This is a genomic window from Microbacterium sp. Leaf203 (genome assembly GCF_001421275.1).
Classification (GTDB): Bacteria; Actinomycetota; Actinomycetes; order Actinomycetales; family Microbacteriaceae; genus Microbacterium; species Microbacterium testaceum_A.
The window spans coordinates 666287-689095 of the sequence record NZ_LMKF01000031.1 but is presented as its reverse complement, the minus strand read 5'-3'; the positions used below and the strand labels follow the sequence as shown (position 1 = coordinate 689095).

The window sequence follows — 22809 nt, the reverse complement described above, 5'->3', positions numbered from 1 at the left end:
GAAGCAAGGTAAGGATATCCTTATCTCGTGATCACTGCCACGCGTCCCGCCTACCGCCCGTACGTCGCCGTGGTGAAGACCGCGCGACGTCTCTCGCCGCACTTCGTGCGCGTGACGTTCACCTCACCCGACTTCGACGTCTTCGGCACCGACCGCCGTGACCAGCGCGTCAAGCTGGTGCTGCCCGGCCGCGACGGCACCGTCTGCGACATCGGACAGGACGACCCCGAGGCCATCGCCAACGGCGACTGGTACACGCGCTGGCGCAACCTGCCCGACGAGGAGCGCATGCCCTTCCGCACCTATACCGTGCGCCGCATCGACCCCGAGGCCCTCGAACTCGACATCGACTTCGTCGTGCACCATGACGCCGGTCCGGCCGGGTCCTGGGCCGAAGAGGCGACGGCGGGGGACCACCTGGTGGTCGTCGGCCCCGACGCGCGCAGCGCCGACTCCGCGCAGGGGATCGACTTCCACCCCGGCACGGCGCGGCGCATTCTGCTCGCCGGTGACGAGACCGCCGCTCCTGCGATCTGCGCCGTGCTCGAGGGGCTCGAGCCCGGTCTCGACGTCGACGCGTTCATCGAAGTGCCCGACGTCGACGACGCTCTCCCCGTGCGCAGCGGAGACGCGCGCGTCCACTGGCTCCCGCGGGGCGAACGCCCGCACGGCGAGGCGCTGATCGAAGCGATGGAGGCCTGGGCCGCGGCATCCGGTGACGTTCTGGAGCGCGCGGCCGCGCCCCGTCCGCAGGTTCTCGAAGAGATCGACCTCGATGTCGACCTGCTGTGGGACAGCCCCGCCGACGCCGAAGGCGAGTTCTACGCGTGGATCGCGGGGGAGTCGTCGACCGTGAAGCTCCTGCGGCGCATGCTCGTCTCGGGGTGCGGCGTCGACCGCGGTCGCGTCGCCTTCATGGGCTACTGGCGCGCCGGGCAGGTCGAGCGTACGGCGTAATTACCCGGCATGACGACGACGAAGAGCCCCGGCCGCGGCCGGGGCTCTTCGTGGTTCTCGCGACGTCTCAGGCCGTCTGCGCCCGCGACTGCTCGGGCTCGGCCACGGTGTGGTGACGGCCGATCGGGACCACCATCGGTCGCCCGGTCAGGGGATCGGGCACGACGCGACTGTCGAGGCCGAAGACGCGGCGCACGGTCTCTTCGGTGAGGACGTCGGAGGGGTCGCCGGCCGCGATCACCTCCCCCTGGGCCATGGCCACGAGGTGGTCGGCGTAGCGGGCGGCGAGGTTGAGGTCGTGGAGGACCATGGCCACGGTGGTGCCGCGGTCGCGATTGAGGTCGGTGAGCAGGTCGAGGACGTCGATCTGGTGGCTGATGTCGAGGAAGGTCGTCGGCTCGTCGAGCAGGAGCACGTCGGTCTCTTGCGCGAGGGCCATCGCGATCCAGACGCGCTGGCGTTGACCGCCGCTGAGCTCGTCGACGGGACGGTCGGCGAGGTGCGTGACGTCGGTGGCCTCGAGCGCGCGGGCGACCGCTGCGTCATCGGTGCTCGTCCAGCGCGAGAGGGCGCCCTGGTGCGGGTGACGACCCCGGCTGACGAGGTCGCTGACGGCGATGCCGTCGGGGGCGATCGGCGACTGCGGAAGCAGCCCGAGAACGCGGGCGACCTGTTTCGTCGGCAGGCGATGGATCGACTTGCCGTCGAGCAGGACCTGCCCCGCCGAGGGCGTCAGCAGACGGGCCATCGCCTTCAGCAGCGTCGACTTGCCGCAGGCGTTCGCGCCGACGATGGCGGTCACACGCCCCGGCGGCAGGGCGAGGTCCAGGGAGTCGACGATCGTCCGATCGCCGTAGCCGAGCGTGACGCTCTCGGCGGTCAGGGTGCGCTCGATGGTCATCGGGTGACTCCTCGGTGCTGGGGGACGGGGTGGACCGGGGTGCGGTCGGCGCTCATAGCGATGTCCCTTCGGATCGGCTGCTGCGGACAAGCAGGAAGATGAGGTACGGCGCGCCCAGCACGCCGGTGATGACGCCGACCGGCAGGCGGGTGCCGAAGGCGTACTGCGCGGCGAAGTCGGCGACCAGCACGAGCAGGGCTCCGACGAGGCCCGCGGGCAGGATCGGCGAGCCGACCGAGCCGAGCAGGCGCACAGCGATGGGGCCGGCGAGGAACGAGACGAACGCGATAGGACCGGCGGCGGCCGTGCCGAAGGCGAGGAGGCCGACGGCCGCCACGATCAGCAGCAGGCGGCTGCGTTCGACGGGGAGGCCGATGGCGGCGGCGGTGTCGTCTCCCATGCGGAGGATCTCGAGGCGCCCGGCCAGGACCAGCAGCACCGGACCCAGCACGACGACCGCGAAGAGGACCGGCATCGCTCGATCCCACGTGGCGTCGTTCAGGTTGCCGGTGATCCAGCGCATCGCGGCGGGGAGGTCGTACTGCGCGGCGCGCGCGACGACGTACGAGACGACCGCCTGACACATCGCGGCGACACCGATGCCCACGAGGATGAGTCGCGCGCCCGAGCTGCCGTTGCGATACGAGAGCAGGTAGATCGCGAGCGCCGCGGCCAGAGCCGCCGCCATCGCGAGGAACGACACCGCGGTCTCGCCCCAGCCGAGCACGACGATGCCGATGACGGCCGCCGCACTCGCGCCGGTATTGATGCCGATCACGTCGGGGCTGGCGAGGGCGTTGCGCAGCATGGTCTGGAAGACGACACCGCCCATGCCGAAGCAGAGCCCCGTCAGCAGGGCCGTCATCGCGCGGGGCAGGCGCAGCTCGCCGACGGTGAACGAGGCTCCGGCGACGCGCTGCCCGGTGAGGACGCCCCACACTTCGGCGGGCGAGTAGAACGTCTGGCCCAGCATGAGCGAGAGGGTGAACGCGGCGACGACGGCCGCTGCCAGGGTCGCGGTGACGAGGGTCCACCGGCGGCGGCGACGGCGGCGTCCGGCGATGACGGATGCCAGGGCGTCCGGTGCCGTGATGGGCGCGGCGGCCCGGGGGGAGACGTGCGTGGTCACAGGGCCCTCATCTTCTGACGGCGGACGAGGGCGATGAAGAACGGGGCTCCGATGAGGGCGGTCACGATGCCGACCTCGATCTCTTCGGGACGGGCCACGACACGACCGACGACGTCGGCGAGGGTCAGCAGGGTCGCGCCGCCCAGGGCCGAGACGGGAAGAAGCCATCGGTGGTCGACGCCCACGACGAGGCGGAGCATGTGGGGCACGATGAGGCCCACGAAGCCGATGGGGCCGGCGACGGCGGTCGCGGCTCCGCAGAGCACAACCGCTCCGAGGGTCGCGACCAGACGCGCGGTGCGCACGCGGGCGCCCAGGCCCGCGGCGAGTTCGTCGCCGAGCGCGAGGGTATTCAGCGCCGGGGCGCTTGCGAGGCAGATGATCAGGCCGGCGAGCAGGAAGGGGAGCACCTGGGCGATGGTCTCGACCGTGGCTCCGCCGACGCCGCCGATCTGCCAGAAACGGAAGACGTTCATCACGTCGGTCCGGGGGAGCAGGATCGCGCTCGTCAGCGAGCTGAACGCGACAGCGGTCACCGCGCCGGCGAGGGCCAGGCGCAGGGGTGTCGCCCCGCCGCGGCCGAGTGAACCGATCGTGTACACGAGGACGGCCGCGGCTGCCGCGCCCAGCATGCCCGTCCAGATGTACATCGACGGCGAGCTCAGGCCGAAGAAGGCGATCCCCGTGACGATCGCGAGTCCCGCTCCGCCGTTGATTCCGAGGATCTGCGGATCGGCGAGCGGGTTCCGCGTCGCCCCCTGCAACACGGCGCCCGACACGGCCAGGGCCGCGCCCACCAGGACCGCGAGGATGGTGCGGGGGATGCGCTTGGCGACGGCGGCGGCCGACGTCGTGTCGGTGGAGCCGGTGAGCCCCGCCCACACGTCCGCGGCGGTGACGTCGCGGGCGCCGAAGGTCACGGACAGCACCACGGCGACGACGAGCACGGCGACGAGGGCCGTGACGCCGACGACGCGTCGCCGCCCCCAGCGACGCGGGCGGGCGTCGCCGGGGGCGGTCGGAGCCGGTGCGAGAGCGGTCATCGCGCCGACGGGCGAGGAGCGTGCATCGTGACGAGCGGCGTCCGGACGGACCGCGCCGAGGCCTTCGGCGTCGGGACGGCCCGCACCGGAAGCGCGCTCATCAGGACGCGGCCTTCTCGGCGGCCTTGCCCACGAGGGCGATGTAGTCGTCGCCGTAGGACGTGCCGATCGACAGCGGGCTGGGGTTGCCGGCCGCGGCCATAGTGGTGTTGTCGGGCAGGAACGCCACCGCACCGTTCGCGATCGCGGGGATGCGCGACCACAGCGGGTCGGCCTGCAGCTGCGCGAGGGTCGCGTCCGTGCCGTAGCCGGTGAGGACCTGGACGTCCGAGAAGTTCTCGATCTTCTCGGTGCTCTCGGTGAACCAGAAGGTGTCACCGGTGGCGCTGGAGGCTTCGACGGCCGACGAGGGCACCAGGCCGAGCTCGTCGAGGTACGTCGCGCGCGGGTCCTTGGTCGAGTAGTAGCCGACGGTGCTGAGGTCCGTCGGGTCGATGTAAGTGAACAGCGCCTTCTTCCCCGCCAGAGCCGGGTAGGTGGCGGACTCGTCGGTCACGTGCTTCTCGAGGTCGGAGACCAGCTGCTGCGCCTGGTCTTCGCGGCCGAGGGCCTTGGCATCCGTCAGGGTCATCTGCTGCCATGTGGTGCCCCAGGCGATCTCGGGGAAGGCGACGACGGGGGCGATCTTGCTGAGCGTGTCGTACTGCTCCTGCGTCATGCCCGAGTACGCGCCCAGGATGACGTCGGGCTTCGCGTCGGCGATCGCCTCGTAGTCGAAGCCGTTGGTCTCGTCCATGAGCGTGGGCGTCTGGGCGCCGAGCTCGTCGAGCTTGTCCTTGACCCAGGGGAGCATGCCGTCACCGTCTTCGTCACCCCAGGTGACCTTCGGCATGGCGACGGGCACGACGCCGAGCGCGAGCGCGGCCTCTTGGTTGCCCCAGCTGACGGTGACGACGCGCTTCGGCTCCGCCTCGATCGTGGTCTCGCCGAAGGCGTGGTCGATCGTGACGGGGAAGGACCCCGTTGCCGACGTCGACGACCCTTCCTGCGCGCCGGGGGCGGCTGAGGTACCGGCGCAGCCGGTGAGGACGAGGGCGGTACCGACGGCGAGTGCCGCCAGTGCGCGGAATCGGGACACGAAGAGCCTCCTGCGTGTTAGGTAAGGATAGGCTTAGTTTAGTTCAGGCCTCGGGGGAGAACGCAAACCGGGATGCCGCGAACCCGGGCGAACGTCTCGGCGTCGAGGTAACGGCATCCGGCATCGGCTTGTCGGCACACCCGGCCGCGGTGGGTCCTCGGGCCCGCGGGAAATCCACGCTGTCGGCGGGCATGCAGGGGCGCGTCTTATACTGGGTGGCTGGCCATGTCGGCCTGCTTCCCCATCCCCGAAGAACGGACGTTCGCTGTGCTCGCCGTGCACGACCTCGAGATCCGCGTGGGTGCCCGCGTGCTCATGTCAGACGTGGCGTTCCGCGTCTCCGACGGCGACAAGATCGGCCTCGTCGGGCGCAACGGAGCCGGAAAGACCACCTTGACCAAGGTGCTCGCCGGCGATCTGCTCCCCTCGAACGGCGGCGTCGACCGCGTCGGCGAGCTCGGCTACCTGCCGCAGGACCCCCGCTCGGGCGACCCCGAGATGCTCGCGCGCACGCGCATCCTCGACGCGCGCGGGCTCGGCTCGCTCGCCCTCGGCATGCACGAGGCGTCGATGGCGATGGGCGACGACGACCCCGCCGTCGCGGCGAAGGCGATGAAGAAGTACGGCCGCCTCACCGAGGAGTTCGAGTCGGCCGGCGGATACGCGGCCGAGGCCGAAGCGGCATCCATCGCCCACAACCTCTCTCTTCCCGACCGCATCCTCGACCAGCCGTTGAAGACCCTCTCGGGTGGTCAGCGCCGCCGCATCGAGCTCGCGCGCATCCTCTTCTCGGACGCCCAGACGATGATCCTCGACGAGCCGACCAACCACCTCGACGCCGACAGCGTCGTGTGGCTGCGCGAGTTCCTGAAGGGCTACAAGGGCGGGCTCATCGTGATCTCGCACGACGTCGAGCTCGTCGGCGAGACCGTCAACCGGGTCTTCTACCTGGATGCCAATCGCCAGGTCATCGACGTCTACAACATGAACTGGAAGAACTACCTGCGCCAGCGCGTGGCCGACGAGGAGCGCCGCAAGAAGGAGCGCGTCAACGTCGAGAAGAAGGCCACGGCGCTGCAGCTGCAGGCCGCGCGCTTCGGCGCGAAGGCCTCGAAGGCCGCGGCCGCGCACCAGATGGTCGCCCGCGCCGAGAAGATGCTGTCGGGCCTCGACGACGTTCGTCAGGACGAGCGCGTCGCCAAGCTGCGCTTCCCGAAGCCCGCACCGTGCGGCAAGACCCCGCTCATGGCATCCGGTCTGTCGAAGTCGTACGGCTCGCTCGAGATCTTCACCGACGTCGACCTCGCGATCGACCGCGGCTCGCGCGTGGTCATCCTGGGCCTGAACGGTGCCGGAAAGACGACGCTGCTGCGCATCCTCGCCGGCGTCGACCAGCCCGACACCGGACAGCTCGAGCCGGGCCACGGCCTGAAGATCGGGTACTACGCGCAGGAGCACGAGAACCTCGACGTGAATCGCTCGGTGCTCGAGAACATGATGTCGTCGGCGCCGCACATCACCGCGACCGAGGCCCGCAAGGTGCTCGGCTCGTTCCTCTTCGTCGGCGACGACGTGCTGAAGCCCGCGGGTGTCCTGTCGGGCGGAGAGAAGACGCGCCTGTCGCTTGCGACGCTCGTGGTGTCGTCGGCGAACATGCTGCTGCTCGACGAGCCCACGAACAACCTCGACCCCGCCTCGCGCGAGGAGATCCTCGGCGCCCTGTCGCACTACGAGGGAGCCGTCGTGCTCGTCTCGCACGACGAGGGCGCGGTCGAGGCGCTCAACCCCGAGCGCGTGCTGATCCTGCCCGACGGTGTCGAGGACATCTGGGGCCGCGATTACGCGGACCTCATCACGCTGGCGTAATCGGTATCGTCCTCGGGGTCGGTGCTGTCGAGGACATCTGGGACCGCGATCACGCGGGTGTGATCACGCTGGCGTCGGGGCCTTCGGCCCTCCGCTCGAGACCGATCGCTGTGCGGGTCCGCCGATTCCTCGGGATCCCCTCCCGCGCTCACCGCGCGTCGAGCAGGGCATCCTCGTCGTCGGCGTCGCGATCCTTCGGCCGCTTCCGCGCCCGGTGAAGAGCGACCGGATCGACGCGGCGCTTCTCGCCCGCGGGTCTCTCGGGCGCGGGGATCGGTTCGGGCAGAACGTCGTCGTCCTCGTCATCCGGTTCCTCGCGGCGGAGCTTGCTCTCGCTCACGATGACGTAGGTGATGAAGCCGAACCCCATCACGGCGAACAGGATCCACTGCACGGCGTAGGACAGGTACGGCCCGGGGTCGTTGCTCGGCGGGTCGACCGTGTTGGGCGTGGTCGCCGGCGCCGGCGTCTCGGACATGAGCAGACCGTAGGCACCCTGCTCGAGGGGTCCGGTCTGTTCCGCGACGAGACCGAGGTTGATGGTCGGGACCTGACCGGCCTCAGCGGTCCGTCCCGAGGTCGGCGCGGCCTCTTCGGGGCGGAGGCGCACCTCGACGCTCACCTGGCCCTCGGGCGGCGCGGGGATCTCGTCGGGTTCCGCTTGCCGGTTGCCCGGCGGCAGCCACCCGCGATCGACCAGGAACGTCCGGCCGTCGTCGAGGCGGAAGGGGACGAGCTGCTCGTAGGCCGCCGAACCGCCGTGCGCGCGGTTGCGGACGAGGAGCTGCTCGTCGGCGAGGTATTGCCCCTCCATGCGCACGGGGCGCCACTCGTCGCCGGGGTTCATCTCGGCGCCCGGGGCGAGGAGCTCACCGAGCGGGACGGGGGCGGCGTCGTAATTGTCGGCCACGAGCTGCAACTGCTCGCTGCGTTCGGCGTTGCGCGAGAACTGCCAGTTCGACAAGAACCCGCACGCGATCGCGAACAGGATCGCGATCCCGACGTAGATGGCCCAGCGCCCGGCGGCCGGCATCTCTCGCGCGCTCACGAGGCGTCTCCGTTCGCCGCCGCGGAGCTCACGGGCGTGAGGCGACCGCGCGCATGCACTTCGACAGAGCTGACCACGTCTTCCAGGGTACGTCGGTCGGCGCGGCGCTCACGCGCGATCTCTCGAAAGGGCTGACACCTCGACGGGGAAGTCGCGGGCGCTGAGGAACTCCCTGAGGTAGGACACGTGTTCGTCGCACGCGACCCAGGTCTTGCGGCGGTCAGCGGAGTGGATGCGCGGGTTGCGCCAGCGGATCGCCCAGGCGGCGGTGTCTCGGCATCCGGCCCGCGAGCACTCCGCGGGCTCGTCGGTCACGACGGGTCGCGCGGTGACTCGAGGCGCGGGGTCTCTGCGATGCGGATGACGATGGGGCCATCGGCCGCCGCCGCGGGGGCGGGAGTCGCCGCGGGAGCTTCGATCGCCCGTTCGGGGTTGATCGCCTCGGCGGACCCCTGATCGGCGCCGACATTGGCGACGATGACCGCGAGGTAGGGAAGGAAAATCGCCCCGGCGGCGAACACGAAGGTGTACCAGCCGTAGGGCGTGATCACGGCCATCGCGATGAAGCACGCGATACGGATGCCCATCATCACCATGTATTTGGCGAAGCGGGAGTCGGCGTCCTCCCTCGGTGCCTTGGGGAGCGACGTCGCGGACTGGGCGGTGTGCGATGTCTTCACAGTGGTATCAGGGTACGCCCGCGGCGGTAGGGCAGGGCGCGGCCTTGCGCGGACCGTTCGACGTCGTAACAAGCCGTCGAGGGCGGGTCGCCGGGGCGCGAGGCACCCGGCGGACCCGCCGCCGAAGGTCAGGCGCCGTAGCGCGCGCCGCTGGTCCCTGCGCTCGCGATGAGGATCGAGATCCCGATCACGAACAGGATGACGAACAGCAGCGTGACGTACCCGATGATGACGCCGGCGAGCGCCATGCCGCGGCCGCGCTCGCCCCGATCCTTGATCTGCTTGAGCGAAATGTGGCCCATGATCACACCGGCGATCGATCCGACCACCGGGAGGATGAGGACGAAACCGACGAGGGATGCCACGAGCGAGATGATCGCGAGGACGTTGGTGCGCGCGGGGGCGATGTAGCCGCCGCCGTAGCCGTACCCCGCGTTCGGGGTGCCGTACGCGGGCTGCCCGTAGGTCGAGGTCGTGGGCTGACCGTACGCCGGGGCTCCGTAGGCGGGTGCCTCGGGTGCGGGCGTGCCGGAGGCCGGGGGCGCGGGGGTGCCGTATGCCGGGGCGGCGGGGGTGCCGTATGCCGGGGCGTCCGGGGCCGGGGTGCCGTAGGGGGCAGCGCCGCCGGTCGCGGAGCCCTCCGTCGAGGAGCCGTAGGGCGGAGCGGATGCCGATGACCCGGCCGCCTCGTAGGGCGGAGTCGCCGGTGCCGCGGGGGAGTCGTACCCGGGGACGCCGTCGCTCTGCGGAGCGTACGGGGACGACGAGTTGTCGCCTCCCGAGCTGCTGTCGGACCCGGTGTTGTCGGGATGCTGCGGGTCGGTGGTGCGGTCGTCGCTCACGGGAGCCCCTTTCGTCGCGCGTCCTCCCAGCGTTCCAGCGCCGCTGACCCCGTGTCAAACCTTGCTGCGCGAGGCGATCGGGGCGGCCTCGGTAGGCTGGGCCGGTTCCGTCATCGCAAGCGCAGGAGTCTCACCATGTCCCAGGACCGCGTCGTCGTCGTCACCGGAGGAAACCGGGGCATCGGTCGAGCCATCGCCGAGCGTTTCGTCGCCGAGGGGTGGAAGGTCGCCGTGACCGCCCGCTCGGGTGAGGGCCCCGAGGGAACGCTGACCGTGCGTGCCGACGTGACCGACGCCGCCACCGTCGACGCCGCTTTCACCCAGGTCGAGGCTGAGCTCGGCCCGATCGCCGTGGTCGTGGCCAACGCCGGGGTCACGAAGGACACCCTGCTGCTGCGCATGAGCGAAGACGACTTCGACAGCGTGGTGAACACGAACCTCGGGGGTGCGTTCCGCGTGGTCAAGCGCGCCTCGAAGGGCATGCTCAAGGCCCGCTGGGGTCGCGTCATCCTCATCTCGAGCGTCGTCGGTCTGTATGGCTCGGCCGGTCAGATCAACTACGCCGCCTCGAAGAGTGCTCTCGTCGGTTTCGCGAGGTCGCTGACCCGCGAACTCGGAGGTCGCGGGATCACCGCGAACGTGGTGGCCCCGGGCTTCATCGAGACCGACATGACCGCCGAGCTCCCCGCTGACACGCAGGCCGAGTACAAGAAGAACATCCCCGCCGGGCGCTTCGCGTCGGCCGACGAGGTGGCCGGCGTCGTGACCTGGCTCGCCGGCGATGACGCCGCCTACATCTCGGGCGCCGTGATCCCCGTCGACGGCGGCCTGGGCATGGGCCACTGACCGCGAGCGCTCTCCCGAGGCGTGACCGCGACGATCCCCGGGTGCGCCAGCTGGGCATGGGTCACTGACCGCGAGACTCGCCGGGGTGTCCGGCGCAGTGATTCGTGTTGGCGGCTGGGCGTAGGGCGCTGATCCGCGCGCTCTGCCGAGTCGTGACCGCGGCGGTTCCCGGGCGCCATCTGGGCATGGGTCACTGACCGCGAGACTCGCCGGGGTGCTCTCCGGCGTCCTGGGGTTCGCGTCGGGGCTCGCGTCGCGCCTCGCCGCCGGGAGAGCTCTCGTGCGGCGCAGTGCCCGTCTCACCGCACGGCGGCGGCGAGCGTCTCGGCGAACTTCTGCGGCTGCGAAAACTGCGGCCAATGGCCGGAGTCGAGCGTGACGACTTCAACGCTCTCGATGCAGTCGACCTCTTCGGCGTAGGCCCCCCAGTCGGCCAGGACGCGGTGGAGCGACTCGGCATCGAGCTGCCCTGACAGGATCGTGACGGGGATCGCGAACCGCCGCTCGTCGGTCAACGTGATCGGCGACGTCGGAACGCGGCCCGGAACGTCGACGACCTGCTGCGCGGTCCGCCGACGTGTCTCGTCGTCGATGTCGGCGACGTCGTCATCGTCGAAGAAATGCCACCCGGGGAAGGGCACGACTCCGTCTTCGACGGGGAACTCCGAGATCATCGCGCCCGGGTGCGGGACGATCGTGTCGACGAGGATGACGCGCGCGACCTGTGCGGGTCGCCGATCCGCCGCGCCCCACACGACGTTGCCGCCGCCCGAGTGCCCGACGAGCACCACGTTCTCGCCGAGACGGTCGATCTCGCTGACGACGGCGTCGACCCAGTCGTCGATCACGAGGTCGCCCACCGCGGGCCCGGGCAGGGTCACGGGGTGCGGACGATGACCTGCCGCCTCGAGGGCGGGGGTGATGTCGTCCCACGACGACGCGTCGAGCCAGAGACCGGGAACCAGAATGACGTCCATGCGGCGAGCGTAGAACGGGCCTCCGACATCGGGAAGGGCACCGTGCGGAGGCAGGCGACTCCGCGCGCGCCGGCGAGGAACCGAGCCCGATCCGCTCAGCGGGGGAGCAGTGCGACGACGTGGGCGAGGTCGACGGGGCCGATCACCAGATCCGCCCGCTCGCGCACGGCCGGCTTGGCGTTGAACGCCAGTCCGAGCCCCGCGGTCGCCATCATCTCGAGGTCGTTCGCCCCGTCGCCGATCGCGAACGTGAGGGGGAGGGGGACGCCGAGCTCTTCTGCCCAGCGACGGAGCGTGTCGGCCTTGGCCGTGGCATCCACGATCTCTCCCTCGACCTCTCCCGTGAGGGTGCCGTCGACGGCGCCGAGCCTGTTCGCGCGCCAGAGGTCGACGCCGAGCTCGGGGGCGACCGTGTCGAGGACTTCGTGGAAGCCGCCCGACACGACGCCGACGATTCCGCCGCGCTCGTGAACGGCAGCGATCAGATCGCGGACGCCGGGCGTGGGCTCGATACGGGCGATGGCACGCGCGAAGGCCTCGGTGGGCACGCCGGTGAGCGCCTGCACGCGGGAGCGCAGGCTCGTCGCGAAGTCGACCTCACCGCGCATGGCGGCCTCGGTGGCGGCGGCCACCTCGGGGCCTCGGCCGGCTTCGTCGGCGAGGAGTTCGATGACCTCGTTGCGGATCAGCGTGGAATCGGCGTCGAGGACGACGAGGAATCGGGCGGTCACAGGCACGCGCTCAACGCTAGCGGGTCGGCACGGTGGTCCGTCGTGCGGGTGACCTGCGGTCGCAGGCATCTGCCCGACGCCAGCGAGCCGACGCGCGGGTTCCCGAGGACCCCGCGCCACGCATCCGGGCGGCGTCACGCGGGGTCATCTCGCACCGCACCCACCGTAGGCTTCTGCGGTACCCCGCTTCTCCAGAAGGGACTCGCATGGCCGACGTCGAAAGCTTCACCCTCGATCACACCGCCGTCCTGGCGCCCTACGTGCGCCTCATCGGCACAGAGTCGGGCCCGCGAGGTGACGTCATCTCGAATTTCGACCTGCGCCTCGTGCAGCCGAACGAGCAGGAGATCCCCACGGCCGGTCTCCACACGATCGAGCACCTGCTCGCGAGCCTCGTGCGCGACCGGATCGACGGCCTCATCGACATCTCGCCGTTCGGCTGCCGCACGGGCTTCCACGTGATCATGTGGGGAGAGCCCTCGGTGGGCGACCTCGTCGACGCGATCACCGGCTCGCTCCGCGCCATCGTCGACGACGTGCAGTGGGACGACGTCCCCGGAACCGACGCGTTCAGCTGCGGCAACTACCGCGACCACAGCCTGCACACCGCCAAGGAGTGGTCCAAGGAGGTCCTCGCCAAGGGCATCTCGCGCGACGCGTTCGAGCGCGTCGGAGTGTAGAACATCCGGAATCCCCGGCAGCGGGAATCACGCGTGGACGTGGACGTCCTTGCCGACGACGGTGATGCCCGTCTCGGTGACGGTGAAACCACGGGCCAGGTCGCGCTCGCGATCGACGCCGATGGTCGCCCCGGGCTCGAGGACCACGTTCTTGTCGAGGATCGCGCGGTGGATGCGCGCCCCGGCGCCCACCTGGACGCTGTCGAACAGCACCGAGTCGGTGATGGTCGAGCCACCCCCGGCGAGGGCCCACGGTCCGACGACGCTGCGTTCGAGGTGGGTTCCCGACAGCACCGAGCCCAGCGACACGATCGAGTCGATCGCGTTGCCGATGCGGCCGACCGAGTCGCGCACGAACTTCGCCGGAGGGGCGTTGAAGGTCTGCGAGAAGATCGGCCAGTCGTTGTTGTAGAGGTTGAAGATCGGCAGGGTCGAGATCAGATCCATGTGCGCGTCGTAGAACGACTCGATCGTGCCGACGTCGCGCCAGTACGACCGGTCACGCGGCGTGGACCCGGGCACGTCGTTGCGCTGGAAGTCGTAGACGGCCGCCTCACCGCGGTCGACGAAGTAGGGGACGATGTCGCCGCCCATGTCGTGCGCCGAGGTGGGCAGCTCGCCGTCGTGCGTGACGGCGTCGACGAGGGCGTCTGCGTCGAAGATGTAATTGCCCATCGAGGCGAGCACCTCGTGCGGCGAGTCGGCGAGGCCCGCGGGGCTCTGCGGCTTCTCGAGGAACGCGCGGATCTTCGTCGGGTCGCTGGGGTCGGTGTCGATGACGCCGAACTGGTTCGCGAGCGAGATCGGCTGACGGATGCCGGCGACCGTCGCGCGTGCATCGGAGGCGATATGGGCGTCGAGCATCTGTTTGAAGTCCATGCGGTACACGTGGTCGGCGCCGATGACGACGACGATGTCGGGTTTCTCGTCGCGGATGAGGTTCATCGACTGCAGGATCGCGTCGGCCGAACCCGAGAACCACCGCTTGCCGAGACGCTGCTGGGCGGGGACCGAGGCGACGTACGAGCCGAGCATCGGCGACATGCGCCACGTCTGCGAGATGTGTCGGTCGAGGCTGTGCGACTTGTACTGCGTCAGCACGACGAGCTGACGCAGCCCCGAATTGATGAGATTCGAGATCGCGAAGTCGATGAGGCGGTATTGACCGCCGAAGGGCACGGCGGGTTTGGCGCGGTCAGCCGTCAGGGGCATGAGTCGCTTTCCCTCGCCGCCGGCGAGGATGATTCCGAAGACCTTCGGCGCTGCAGGCATGGCACCACCCTAGGGCTCCGGCGGGCGAGCGGAAACACGTCTGCGGCGCGCCTTGCGCTGTACTACGGTTCGTCTCATGCGCGTCGACATCGTGACCAAGGAGTACCCGCCGGAGATCTACGGGGGAGCCGGGGTCCACGCCACCGAACTCGTCAAGGCGCTGCGCGCCGAGGGCACCGAGGTGCAGGTCCGCGCGTTCGGCGCGTCGCGCGACGAGGCCGACACGACCTCCTACGGCGTGCCCGCCGAATTGGCGTCGGCGAACGGTGCGATCCAGACCCTCGGCACCGACCTCGCGATCGTCTCGGACATCGCGGGCGCCGACGTCGTGCACTCGCACACCTGGTACGCGAACTTCGCCGGGCACCTGGCATCCCTCCTCCACGGCATTCCCCACGTGGTCACCGCGCACAGCCTCGAACCGCTGCGCCCGTGGAAGGCCGAGCAGCTCGGCGGCGGATACGCCGTGTCGAGCTACATCGAGAAGACCGCGTACGAGGGGGCGGCCGCCGTCGTCGCGGTGAGCTCCGGCATGCGCGACGACATCCTGCGCAGCTACCCCTCGCTGGATCCCGACAAGGTGCGGGTCATCTACAACGGCATCGACACCGAGTCGTGGCATCCGGTGTCGGATGACGCGTTCCTGGCGTCGCAGGGCATCGATCCATCGCGCCCCTCGGTCGTCTTCGTCGGTCGCATCACCCGTCAGAAGGGGCTGCCGTACCTTCTGCGCGCGGCGGAGCAGCTGCCGCCCGAGGTGCAGCTGATCCTGTGCGCCGGTGCTCCCGACACCCCGCAGATCATGGCCGAGGTGCAGGAGTTGGTGCGCGGGCTGCAGGCGACCCGCGACGGGGTCGTGTGGATCGAGAAGCTCCTGCCGCGCAACGAGCTCAGCGCGATCCTCACCGCGGCGACCACGTTCGTCTGCCCCTCGGTGTACGAGCCGCTCGGCATCGTGAACCTCGAGGCCATGGCCTGCGGGGCTGCGGTCGTCGGAACGGCGACCGGGGGCATTCCCGAGGTCGTCGTCGACGGCGTGACCGGGCGCCTGGTGCCGATCGAGCAGGTGCAGGACGGAACGGGAACGCCCGTCGATCCCGAGCGGTTCGTCGACGACCTCGCCCGCGTCCTCACGGAGGTCGTGATGGATGCCGAGAAGGCCCGGGCCTACGGAGAGGCCGGGCGCACGCGAGCCGTCGAGGACTTCAGCTGGGCCGCGATCGCGGAGACCACCGCCGCGCTGTACGCGGAGGTCGCAGGAAAGTAGGGCGTCCGCCTCGGTGGCCGGGGCGTTTCGGCGGCGCAGTGGCGGATCGCCGGGGCGGTCATGCGCGACGCGCGCGGATGTGTCAGGCACTGTCCACAGGGGCCGCGTGGCATCCGGATGCCGCTGTCTCGGACAGTAGGCTAGAGCCATGCCCCAGGTGCTCGAGTTCTCCGACGTCGTCGTCCGCCGGAACGCGCGGGACATCGTGTCCCACCTCGACTGGGAGGTGTCGGACGACCAGCGGTGGGTCGTGCTCGGGCCGAACGGCGCGGGCAAGACGACGGTGCTCCAGCTCGCCGACACCCTGCTTCACCCGACCTCGGGTTCGGTGACGATCCTCGGTGAGCGTCTCGGCCGCACCGACGTGTTCGAGCTGCGTCCGCGCATCGGCTTCGCCTCGTCGGCGATGGCGCGTCGCGTGCCGCCGGAAGAGACCGTGCTCGACGTCGTGCTGACGGCCGCGTTCTCGGTCGTGGGTCGCTGGCGCGAGGACTACGACGACATCGACGAGCGTCGCGCGCTGCGCGTGCTCGCCGAGTGGAAGCTCGATCACCTCGCCGACCGCACGTTCGGAACCCTCAGCGACGGCGAGCAGAAGCGCGTGCAGATCGCGCGAGCCGTGATGACCGACCCCGAGCTGCTGTTGCTCGACGAGCCCACCGCGAGCCTCGACCTCGGCGCGCGCGAAGAGCTGCTCGCCCTGCTGTCGGGCTACGCGCAGGCGCCGACGACGCCCGCGATGGTGATGGTCACGCACCACGTGGAAGAGATCCCCGTCGGCTTCACGCACGTTCTGCTGCTGCGTGACGGCGAGGTCGTGGCATCCGGGCCCCTCCAGGAAGCCCTCACGGCCGAGAACCTCACGAAGACGTTCGGGCTCGAGATCGCACTCACGCACGAAGCCGGGCGGTACGCGGCGCGAGCCGTCTGAGCCGCTTCGCCTCGCGGCGGCGCCTTCGTGTCGGGGCAGCGTTCGGGCCTGGTAGACTCTCCCGTTGGTGCCATCGGCGCCGCAGACTTTGACGTCCTGGCAGAATCCAGGACACCACTTCTCAAAGGACCTCCCATGAAGACTGACATCCACCCCACGTACAAGGCCGTCGTGTTCCGCGACCTCGGTTCGGGCGACACGTTCCTCACCCGTTCGACCGTGTCCAGCGACAAGACGATCGAGCTCGACGGCGTGGAGTACCCCGTCATCGACGTGGAAATCTCGTCCGCTTCGCACCCCTTCTACACGGGCAAGCAGCGCATCATGGACTCGGCCGGTCGCGTCGAGAAGTTCAACCAGCGCTTCAAGAACTTCGGCGGTCGTTGAGCCCAGCGGTTCTCGCAGCGAAAGCCCCTCGTCCTTCGGGACGGGGGGCTTTCGCGTTGTGTGCGGGGGCTCGCTTCAGGAGCCTGGCGCGCTGCCGGGTTGCAGTGCGACGAGTCCGGAGCGATCGAAGGACCCCAGGTCGTCTCGGCGGTCGATCCACATGCGCTGATCGCGACGGACCTCTTGCACGACGGCGGGGTCGATGTCGGCGATGGCCAGACCCTCGCGTTCGACGACGTGGGCGACACGACGCCCGAGAGGGTCGGAAATCGCTGAGCCTCCGATGAAGTCGCTCGGAGCACCGACGAGACCGCTGAACACGACATAAATGCCGTTATCGAGGGCGCGAGCCGCGAGGTGAAGGTCCCGACGGCGCTCCCCGCCTGGGAAGTACGCCCCGCTGTTGAGATAGACCGTGGCTCCGGCGGCGGCCGCGGCGGCGGCGTGTTCGGGAAAATTGGCGTCGTAGCAGACGGACAGGGCGAGCTCGACGTCGCCCGCCCGAAACGAGAACCCGCCGGTGCCCGGACTGAAGATCGCGCGCTCGGGCGCATGCAGGTGTTGCTTGGCGTAGACCGGGTGCGCGGGTCGACCGGGCATGAACAAGAAGTCGGTCAGCGTGCGGTGGCCGTCGTCGGCCTGCACCGCGGTGTTGACCACCGCGACGACACCGGTCGTGTCGACGGCGCTCTGAAGCGGCCGCAGCCACTCCCGGCCGTCGATGCGCGGGAGGGGGCGTGTGAAGACGTCCTCGTCGTACCCGGTGAGGAAAGCCTCCGGGAAGAGGACGACATCCGCGCCGGCGTCGGCGCTCGCAGAGATGAACTGCGCGGCGCGAGCGACATTGCGGTCGACGGCGCCGGGGACGGACTCGGCCTGGACGGTAGCGATGCGGACGGTCACGGGGACCAGTCTGACAGGGCTGGTGGGGCGAGTTTCGTGCGGGCGCCGCGGTGGCGGTGAGGGTTGGGCCGGTCGGGCTGAGGCGGTGGGATTGCGCTTTGTGTGGAGCGTCTTGTCCGGTGCCCGGCCACCGGGATGTCCTTTGTTGGGTGTTGGGTGTTGGGTGTTGGGTGTTGGGTGTTGGGTGTCGGGTGCTCGTAACCCGGTGACCGTCGCCGGGTGTTCATCGCCCGGGTTCGCTGTTCGCGGCTCGGGGTTCGGTGCGCGGCGCTCGTTGTTCGGTGTTCGATGTTCGTCGCCCACCGTTCGTCATCGTTTTTCGGATGCCGTATGTCGAGCGCTCATCATCCGCGCCGAGGGGACAGCGCTGCGGGTGGTGTGCTGGCGGCAGGATCCCGCGGATGCGCATTGCGGCCGTCACTCCGTGGTGCGGGGGCGTCCCGTCGCTCGCTCTTCGAGGGCGGCGGGCGAAGGGAGCCCTCCCGAGGGGCACGCGTCAGGACCGCCGCCTCTAGAACGGTGGCGGATCTGTGCCGTACCTGCCGCCGAGGGGCGAGATCCACGCGGTGTCGCCTCCGGCTGTGCGATCGAGGTCCCACCGGGTCTCGTGACGGAGGCGGTGGTGGTGGCGACACTTGGGATCGAGGTTGTCGTCGTCGGTGGTGCCGCGGTCGGCCCACGCGGTGAGATGGTCGATGTCGCACTCCCGCGCGGCGCGGCCGCAGCCGGGGAACACGCACGTGGGCGAAATGACGCCGAGCCACCGTCGGAGCGCCACGGGAACGCGGTACGTCTTGCGGTCGAGCACGAGCGGCGCGCCGGTCACAGGGTGGGTGAGAAGCCGGACCCACGAGGTGGCGTTTCCGGCGAGCCGCCGTGCGGTCGCTAGGTCGATCGGTCCGTAGCCCTCGAGCGTCGCCGGTTCGGTGTCGTGCCCCAGGAGGGTGAGCGCAGGAATCGTCACGACGACGGTTGCCGGGGGAGCAGACCGGAAGGTGCGCCCCGCCGCGGGTTCATGCGGTGTGGGGTTTTCGGCAGCGGGTGTGTGTGGCGCGGGGCGTTCGGCATCGCGTGCGCGCGGCGCGGGGCGTTCGGGGCCCGGTGGGTGCGGTGCGAGGTGTTCGGTGTCCGGGTGCGATGCGGCATGCTCGGCATCTGGCGCTCGTGATGCGGGGCCCGCGAGCGCATGTCGGGCGGGCTCTTTCGCGTCGGCCGCGACGGAACTTTGCTTCGCAATGCCGGGCACTGGGGGCGTGGGCACGGCCGCACCAGGCGGGGAATTCTCCGTCACGCTGTTCGAGGACGGAGCCGTCGCGTTCTGGCCCGGATCCTCCGTCATGGTGACGAGGTCGGCGAAGGCGTCGGCCCGCAACTGCGCGAGCGTGCGTTCTTCATCGGGTGCCGCGCGAAGGTGCCGGGCCGCGCGATCCAGCCGCGACATCACCGCGCGGGCGCGATCCGCGGGGAGAAGGGCGTGCAGGGATGCCATGCCGTCGAGCTCGGCCCTCATCCAGACACCGCGATCCTCGGCTGCCCGGCGATGACGAGCCTCGAGTGACTCGGCATGGATACGCTCGCGGATCGCGCGAGCAGCAACCGCGAATTTCGCCGGGGGGAGGACGAGCGATTGCGGACACGCTTCGTCGTCGAAGCGCTGGAAGGCGGCGTCATCGCCCGCGGGGAGCGTCGACGCCAGTCGAGCTGCGTCGACCGCGTGCTTCTCGGAGACGCGGCCTTCGCTGAAGGCGGTCCACAGCTGCGGGCAACCGACGGCCAGCGTCCGCACGTGGGCGGCCCTCGTCCGAACGGTCTGCTCGGACAGACGCAGGCGGACGGCGACCTCGGCGACGGCGGCGCGCTCAGCGAGGTTGATGCGATCGCGACGCACAGCGCCGGGGGTACATCCGCGGGGATCGTTCCACGCGCGGTCGAGAGTAGGGTCGGGACCGACCCAGGGAGTGGGGTCGAAGGCGGCGTCGTCGAGGATCGCCAGAATCAAGCGGTACTCGTCGGCGCTTGCCCGCTGCCTGTCGTTGACGACGCACTCGAGGTGGCCCAGCCGCGCATCGATGTCAGAGACCGCGGCGGCGCCACCGTCGAGCGGCGAGAGCAGGTCGTCTATCGACCAGACGTCGTCACTGTCGCTGGTGCCGGACGACGTCGCTCCGCCCGGAGTGGCGGCCGGGACGGCTGCAGAAGATGCCTCGCCCGACTGCGCGGGTTCTTCGCCCGTCCACCACTCGACATCGCCGCTCTCGTGGAAAGCCGCCCACTCTGCCTCGAGTTCGAGCTCGTCGTCGCTCGGCCACGGGGCCCCGTCGCACTCCCGGAACACCGGCGTCGGCCGGCCTTCGGAGTGTGCGGTGCGGGTCATGGCAGAGCGCTATCGGTGACCTCCGACATTGAGTCGAGGGTCGGTTCGGCGGAGCCACGGCCGTGGGGAGGGCGTCCGATCGAGCACCTCGGGTCGCTCCGTCAGCCCCTGACGCGGGCGCCCGTCGCAAGGGCCTCAGCCTCGCGCGTCGCGCATCGGGACCGCGCCGCGATGCGACCTTCCGCCGCGCCGATCGAGAAGCATCGACCGTTCCGTAAAGGGGACAGCCGTGTCCTGCTCGCCGAGAGGCGAGCGCCGCGCCGCGAACCAGAGCGCGACCGTTCCCTCGATCGCCACCGCCTCGCCCGCTTCCGGGGTGAGACGGGTGACGGAGGCGGCTACAGCCGGCCGACTCACGACGGATCGCCCCCGGACCCGGCAACCCGGGGCGGGGGCGATCCTCACGACATGCTCAGACCGATTCGACCCGACGAGCGCCACGCCGGCGTCGTACCGCTACCACCGACAGCACCGAGCCGCCGACGAGAGCCGCGAGAGCCCACATGATCGCCGCCATCGGTGCTTCGGAGCCGGTCGCTCCGAGCTGCCCGCGAGGGGGCGAGGCGACGGCGGCTCCCGATGCCGACGGCGAAGGTGAAGGCGCGGGCACGATCGCTGCGACGACCGGGCCGAAGGGCGCGCTCGTGCGCGACTGGGCGACATACCCGGCGAGGCTGCCCGTGACGGTCACCGTCACCGTCCGTCCGACGGCGGCGGCGGGGATCGTGAAGGTCGGGGTCATGGCATCCGGGATCGGGGTTCCGTCGACCGCCCAGGAATACGCGAACGACGTGCCGTCGGTCCACCCGGGGGTGGTCGCCGTGAGCGTCGCACCGGCCGCCGTGTCGCCCGTGATGATCGGCGCCTGCGCGTCGACCGGGTACTCCTGCACGGCAAGGGTGCTCGCGCACGATGCGCACGTTCCGCCGAGGCTGGCGGCGGCCTCGGTGGTCAGCGCTCCGCCCGAGGCGTCTTCGGCCACTGTCGCCGCGAACGTCGTCGTGGCCGTCCGTCCCGGATCCGTCGCCGGAATGGTCCAGACGAGAACATCGCCGGTCAGGGTCACGCCGGCGGGCAAAGCCGTCTGGTCGATGGAGGCCCGATCCAGGATGCCGCGGACATCGAGCCTCGCGGTCGACGAGGCGAGCGGGACGAGTCCGGTGTTCTCCGCCGTGAGGGTGTAGCTCGCCGAGCCGCCGCGCTCGAGTGGGGCGGTCGCGCTCGTGGACAGCGCGAGCGTGAACTGGTCGGGCCACGCGGGCTTGTCGGCATCCAGGATCCAGTCCCGGTAGAACGCCTGCAGGTCACGGCCGGAGAGCTCCTCGGCGAGAGCGAGGAGGTCGGCGCCGGTCCTGCTCGTGCCAGCGTTGCGCAGCTGCCACTGCGTGACGACCGGGAAGAACGCGTCGTCGCCGATCGCGACGCGCAGCGCTGCCCAGAACTGCGCCGAGCGATCATAGGTCTGGTAGTCGTACAGCGAAGCCGAGTCGGTCTGCGCACCCGGCGCAATGGTCCACCTGTCATCGCCCGCGGGGGCGCTGTTCCACGCGTCGAACTGCGCCTCGCGCGACGGAGTGCCCGCACCGAACCCGTCGCTCCCGGCGTAATAGCTTTCGGACCAGGTCGCCATGCCCTCGGCGATCCAGATGTCGGTCCACGTCGTGGGAGACACATTGTTGCCGTACCACTGGTGCGCGAGCTCGTGCACGAGGGTGCTGAAACCGATACGCGTCGGGAAGAAGGAGCGGTCCTGCGTCTCGAGCGCGTAGTTGATGCCGCGCGGCACGCGGTCCACGACGACGCCGGCGCTGCGGCCCGGGTAGGGCCCGTACACGGACTCGAGGTTGCGGATGATCGGGCCGAGCTGGCTCACCGCCGTGGTCACGGTCGCCTTGTTGGCGGTCGTCGACGTCGAGTCGACGAAGGACCACGCGGGAATGGTGCTGCCGTCGGTGAGCGTCACCGATGATTCGATGACGTCGTAGCGGCCGATCGAGATGATGAGCAGCTCGGATGCCATCTGCTTCGTCTGCTGCCAGGCCCAGGTCGTGCGGGTGCCGTCGGTCGACGGCGTCTTCGAGAGCAGCTCGCCGTTGCTGACGGCGGCGGCCGGGGCCGCTCCCGCGCCGGTCGCGTCGGAGAGGGTGGTCGGGACATCGAGCGAGATCGAGTAGGTCGCCTTGTCGCCCGGAGTGTTGTTGTGCGGGAACCCGGTCATGTTGCCGACCGGTTGACCGAGCATCGTCGCCCCGTCGGTCGTGGGGTTCCACCCTTCGTACGAGCCGTCGGCGTCGACGTGGGCCTGCGGGACTCCGTGATAGGCGACCGTGACGCGGAACTCACCGGAAACCGGGGTGGCGGGGGTCACGACGAGCTTGTGTGCGATCGCAGCGGCGTCGGTCTCACGCAGCCACGCAGCGGGCGCGCCGTCCACCGTCACGGAGTCGACCACGAGTCCCTCGAAGTCGAGAGAGAAGCTGCGCAGCGGTTCGGCGGCGCGGGCGGTCATGGTCGAGGTCGCGACGATGGAGCCGGCCACGACGGAGCCGGTTTGAACCGCGTCGGGGGTCCACGCGAGGTCGATGTCGTAGTCGAGGGCGTCGTAGCCGCCGTTGCCCACGTTCGGGAACATGGCGTCGCCCGAGGTGCGCGCGCCGTCCACGGGGTCGGCAGCGAGCGCCGGGGTGACCGCGGCGACGGATGACACGACGAGCCCCGCCGCGAGCGCGGCGGTTCCGAGGAACCGGACGGACCGGTGGAGAAGGGGAGGGTGCGAGGGCGGAGCTGGCGGAGCCTGGCGCATGGGTTCTGTCGTCCGTTCAGAAGATGCGGCAGCG

21 protein-coding genes are annotated in these 22809 nt (G+C 70.3%); 7 read left to right on the top strand and 14 right to left on the bottom strand.

Annotated elements, in window-relative coordinates:
- Window positions 1-27: 27 nt before the first annotated feature.
- Window positions 28-957, top strand: a complete 930-nt coding sequence (locus ASE56_RS16065; RefSeq protein WP_056232117.1) for a siderophore-interacting protein — start codon at window positions 28-30, stop codon at window positions 955-957.
- 67 nt (window positions 958-1024) lie between these two features.
- Here ASE56_RS16065 and ASE56_RS16060 read toward each other — a convergent pair whose 3' ends face one another.
- From ASE56_RS16060 to ASE56_RS16045, 4 genes are all read right to left on the bottom strand, one after another.
- Window positions 1025-1858 (bottom strand): ABC transporter ATP-binding protein, encoded by an 834-nt coding sequence (locus ASE56_RS16060; protein WP_056232114.1) that lies wholly within the window; start codon window positions 1856-1858, stop codon window positions 1025-1027.
- A gap of 52 nt (window positions 1859-1910) precedes the next feature.
- Window positions 1911-2987 (bottom strand): iron chelate uptake ABC transporter family permease subunit, encoded by a 1077-nt coding sequence (locus ASE56_RS16055; RefSeq protein WP_235557018.1) that lies wholly within the window; start codon window positions 2985-2987, stop codon window positions 1911-1913.
- Window positions 2984-4030 (bottom strand): iron ABC transporter permease, encoded by a 1047-nt coding sequence (locus ASE56_RS16050; RefSeq protein ID WP_056232109.1) that lies wholly within the window; start codon window positions 4028-4030, stop codon window positions 2984-2986. Before ASE56_RS16050 ends, ASE56_RS16055 begins: the two co-directional genes overlap by 4 nt.
- Window positions 4031-4130: 100 nt before the next feature.
- Window positions 4131-5168, bottom strand: coding sequence for an iron-siderophore ABC transporter substrate-binding protein (locus tag ASE56_RS16045; protein WP_056232106.1), 1038 nt, complete (start codon window positions 5166-5168; stop codon window positions 4131-4133).
- A 267-nt stretch (window positions 5169-5435) separates the two neighbouring features.
- On the opposite strand from ASE56_RS16045, the gene ASE56_RS16040 reads away from it, so the two are divergent.
- Complete coding sequence (locus ASE56_RS16040; protein ID WP_056232437.1) at window positions 5436-7034, top strand: ABC-F family ATP-binding cassette domain-containing protein; 1599 nt, start codon at window positions 5436-5438, stop codon at window positions 7032-7034.
- A 148-nt stretch (window positions 7035-7182) separates the two neighbouring features.
- Here ASE56_RS16040 and ASE56_RS16035 read toward each other — a convergent pair whose 3' ends face one another.
- From ASE56_RS16035 to ASE56_RS16020, 4 genes are all read right to left on the bottom strand, one after another.
- Window positions 7183-8067 carry an SURF1 family protein gene (locus ASE56_RS16035; protein WP_056232431.1) on the bottom strand — a complete coding sequence of 295 codons (885 nt, stop codon included), beginning with the start codon at window positions 8065-8067 and terminating at the stop codon, window positions 7183-7185.
- 123 nt (window positions 8068-8190) lie between these two features.
- Window positions 8191-8397 carry a hypothetical protein gene (locus ASE56_RS16030; protein WP_056232102.1) on the bottom strand — a complete coding sequence of 69 codons (207 nt, stop codon included), beginning with the start codon at window positions 8395-8397 and terminating at the stop codon, window positions 8191-8193.
- The gene (locus tag ASE56_RS16025) at window positions 8394-8762 is read right to left on the bottom strand and encodes a DUF3099 domain-containing protein (RefSeq protein ID WP_074694866.1); all 369 of its coding nucleotides are present in this window, start codon (window positions 8760-8762) and stop codon (window positions 8394-8396) included. The genes ASE56_RS16030 and ASE56_RS16025 overlap by 4 nt, the downstream gene beginning before the upstream one ends.
- Window positions 8763-8890: 128 nt before the next feature.
- The gene (locus tag ASE56_RS16020) at window positions 8891-9604 is read right to left on the bottom strand and encodes a DUF4190 domain-containing protein (RefSeq protein ID WP_082450768.1); all 714 of its coding nucleotides are present in this window, start codon (window positions 9602-9604) and stop codon (window positions 8891-8893) included.
- Window positions 9605-9739: 135 nt separating this feature from the next.
- Here ASE56_RS16020 and fabG point away from each other — a divergent pair, with 135 nt between their 5' ends.
- On the top strand, window positions 9740-10450 hold the full coding sequence (gene fabG / locus ASE56_RS16015) for a 3-oxoacyl-ACP reductase FabG (protein WP_056232098.1): 711 nt from the start codon (window positions 9740-9742) through the stop codon (window positions 10448-10450).
- A 299-nt stretch (window positions 10451-10749) separates the two neighbouring features.
- On the opposite strand, the gene ASE56_RS16010 is transcribed toward fabG, so the two are convergent.
- Both ASE56_RS16010 and serB read right to left on the bottom strand, forming a co-directional pair.
- Window positions 10750-11427, bottom strand: a complete 678-nt coding sequence (locus tag ASE56_RS16010) for an alpha/beta fold hydrolase (protein WP_056232095.1) — start codon at window positions 11425-11427, stop codon at window positions 10750-10752.
- 95 nt (window positions 11428-11522) lie between these two features.
- Window positions 11523-12164 carry a phosphoserine phosphatase SerB gene (gene serB / locus ASE56_RS16005; protein ID WP_056232092.1) on the bottom strand — a complete coding sequence of 214 codons (642 nt, stop codon included), beginning with the start codon at window positions 12162-12164 and terminating at the stop codon, window positions 11523-11525.
- 200 nt (window positions 12165-12364) lie between these two features.
- On the opposite strand from serB, the gene ASE56_RS16000 reads away from it, so the two are divergent.
- The gene (locus ASE56_RS16000) at window positions 12365-12838 is read left to right on the top strand and encodes an S-ribosylhomocysteine lyase (protein WP_056232089.1); all 474 of its coding nucleotides are present in this window, start codon (window positions 12365-12367) and stop codon (window positions 12836-12838) included.
- A 27-nt stretch (window positions 12839-12865) separates the two neighbouring features.
- Here the strand turns inward: ASE56_RS16000 and glgC are convergent, their stop codons facing one another.
- On the bottom strand, window positions 12866-14110 hold the full coding sequence (glgC, locus tag ASE56_RS15995; protein WP_056232086.1) for a glucose-1-phosphate adenylyltransferase: 1245 nt from the start codon (window positions 14108-14110) through the stop codon (window positions 12866-12868).
- A gap of 76 nt (window positions 14111-14186) precedes the next feature.
- Here glgC and glgA point away from each other — a divergent pair, with 76 nt between their 5' ends.
- The 3 genes from glgA to ASE56_RS15980 all read left to right on the top strand — a co-directional run bounded on the left by glgA (window position 14187) and on the right by ASE56_RS15980 (window position 16695).
- Entirely contained in the window at window positions 14187-15377 is a 1191-nt protein-coding gene (gene glgA, locus ASE56_RS15990; protein ID WP_056232083.1) for a glycogen synthase, read from the top strand.
- Between the two features lie 148 nt (window positions 15378-15525).
- Complete coding sequence (locus tag ASE56_RS15985) at window positions 15526-16308, top strand: ABC transporter ATP-binding protein (RefSeq protein WP_056232080.1); 783 nt, start codon at window positions 15526-15528, stop codon at window positions 16306-16308.
- Window positions 16309-16443: 135 nt separating this feature from the next.
- Window positions 16444-16695: a type B 50S ribosomal protein L31 gene (locus ASE56_RS15980; protein ID WP_013586710.1), complete on the top strand. Its 252-nt coding sequence runs from the start codon at window positions 16444-16446 to the stop codon at window positions 16693-16695.
- A 75-nt stretch (window positions 16696-16770) separates the two neighbouring features.
- On the opposite strand, the gene ASE56_RS15975 is transcribed toward ASE56_RS15980, so the two are convergent.
- From ASE56_RS15975 to ASE56_RS15965, 3 genes are all read right to left on the bottom strand, one after another.
- On the bottom strand, window positions 16771-17598 hold the full coding sequence (locus ASE56_RS15975; RefSeq protein ID WP_056232075.1) for a carbon-nitrogen hydrolase family protein: 828 nt from the start codon (window positions 17596-17598) through the stop codon (window positions 16771-16773).
- Window positions 17599-18109: 511 nt separating this feature from the next.
- Window positions 18110-19972: a DUF222 domain-containing protein gene (locus tag ASE56_RS15970; protein ID WP_056232071.1), complete on the bottom strand. Its 1863-nt coding sequence runs from the start codon at window positions 19970-19972 to the stop codon at window positions 18110-18112.
- Window positions 19973-20384: 412 nt separating this feature from the next.
- Complete coding sequence (locus ASE56_RS15965) at window positions 20385-22679, bottom strand: M1 family metallopeptidase (protein ID WP_162234525.1); 2295 nt, start codon at window positions 22677-22679, stop codon at window positions 20385-20387.
- Window positions 22680-22809: the final 130 nt, after the last annotated feature.

Coding starts and splice junctions, on each gene's coding strand:
- ASE56_RS16060 (WP_056232114.1), bottom strand. CDS start 1,858: ATGACCATCGAGCGCACCCTGACCGCCGAGAGCGTCACGCTCGGCTAC.
- ASE56_RS16050 (WP_056232109.1), bottom strand. CDS start 4,030: ATGACCGCTCTCGCACCGGCTCCGACCGCCCCCGGCGACGCCCGCCCG.
- ASE56_RS16035 (WP_056232431.1), bottom strand. CDS start 8,067: ATGCCGGCCGCCGGGCGCTGGGCCATCTACGTCGGGATCGCGATCCTG.
- fabG (WP_056232098.1), top strand. CDS start 9,740: ATGTCCCAGGACCGCGTCGTCGTCGTCACCGGAGGAAACCGGGGCATC.
- ASE56_RS16010 (WP_056232095.1), bottom strand. CDS start 11,427: ATGGACGTCATTCTGGTTCCCGGTCTCTGGCTCGACGCGTCGTCGTGG.
- ASE56_RS16000 (WP_056232089.1), top strand. CDS start 12,365: ATGGCCGACGTCGAAAGCTTCACCCTCGATCACACCGCCGTCCTGGCG.
- glgC (WP_056232086.1), bottom strand. CDS start 14,110: ATGCCTGCAGCGCCGAAGGTCTTCGGAATCATCCTCGCCGGCGGCGAG.
- glgA (WP_056232083.1), top strand. CDS start 14,187: ATGCGCGTCGACATCGTGACCAAGGAGTACCCGCCGGAGATCTACGGG.
- ASE56_RS15985 (WP_056232080.1), top strand. CDS start 15,526: ATGCCCCAGGTGCTCGAGTTCTCCGACGTCGTCGTCCGCCGGAACGCG.
- ASE56_RS15980 (WP_013586710.1), top strand. CDS start 16,444: ATGAAGACTGACATCCACCCCACGTACAAGGCCGTCGTGTTCCGCGAC.
- ASE56_RS15970 (WP_056232071.1), bottom strand. CDS start 19,972: ATGACCCGCACCGCACACTCCGAAGGCCGGCCGACGCCGGTGTTCCGG.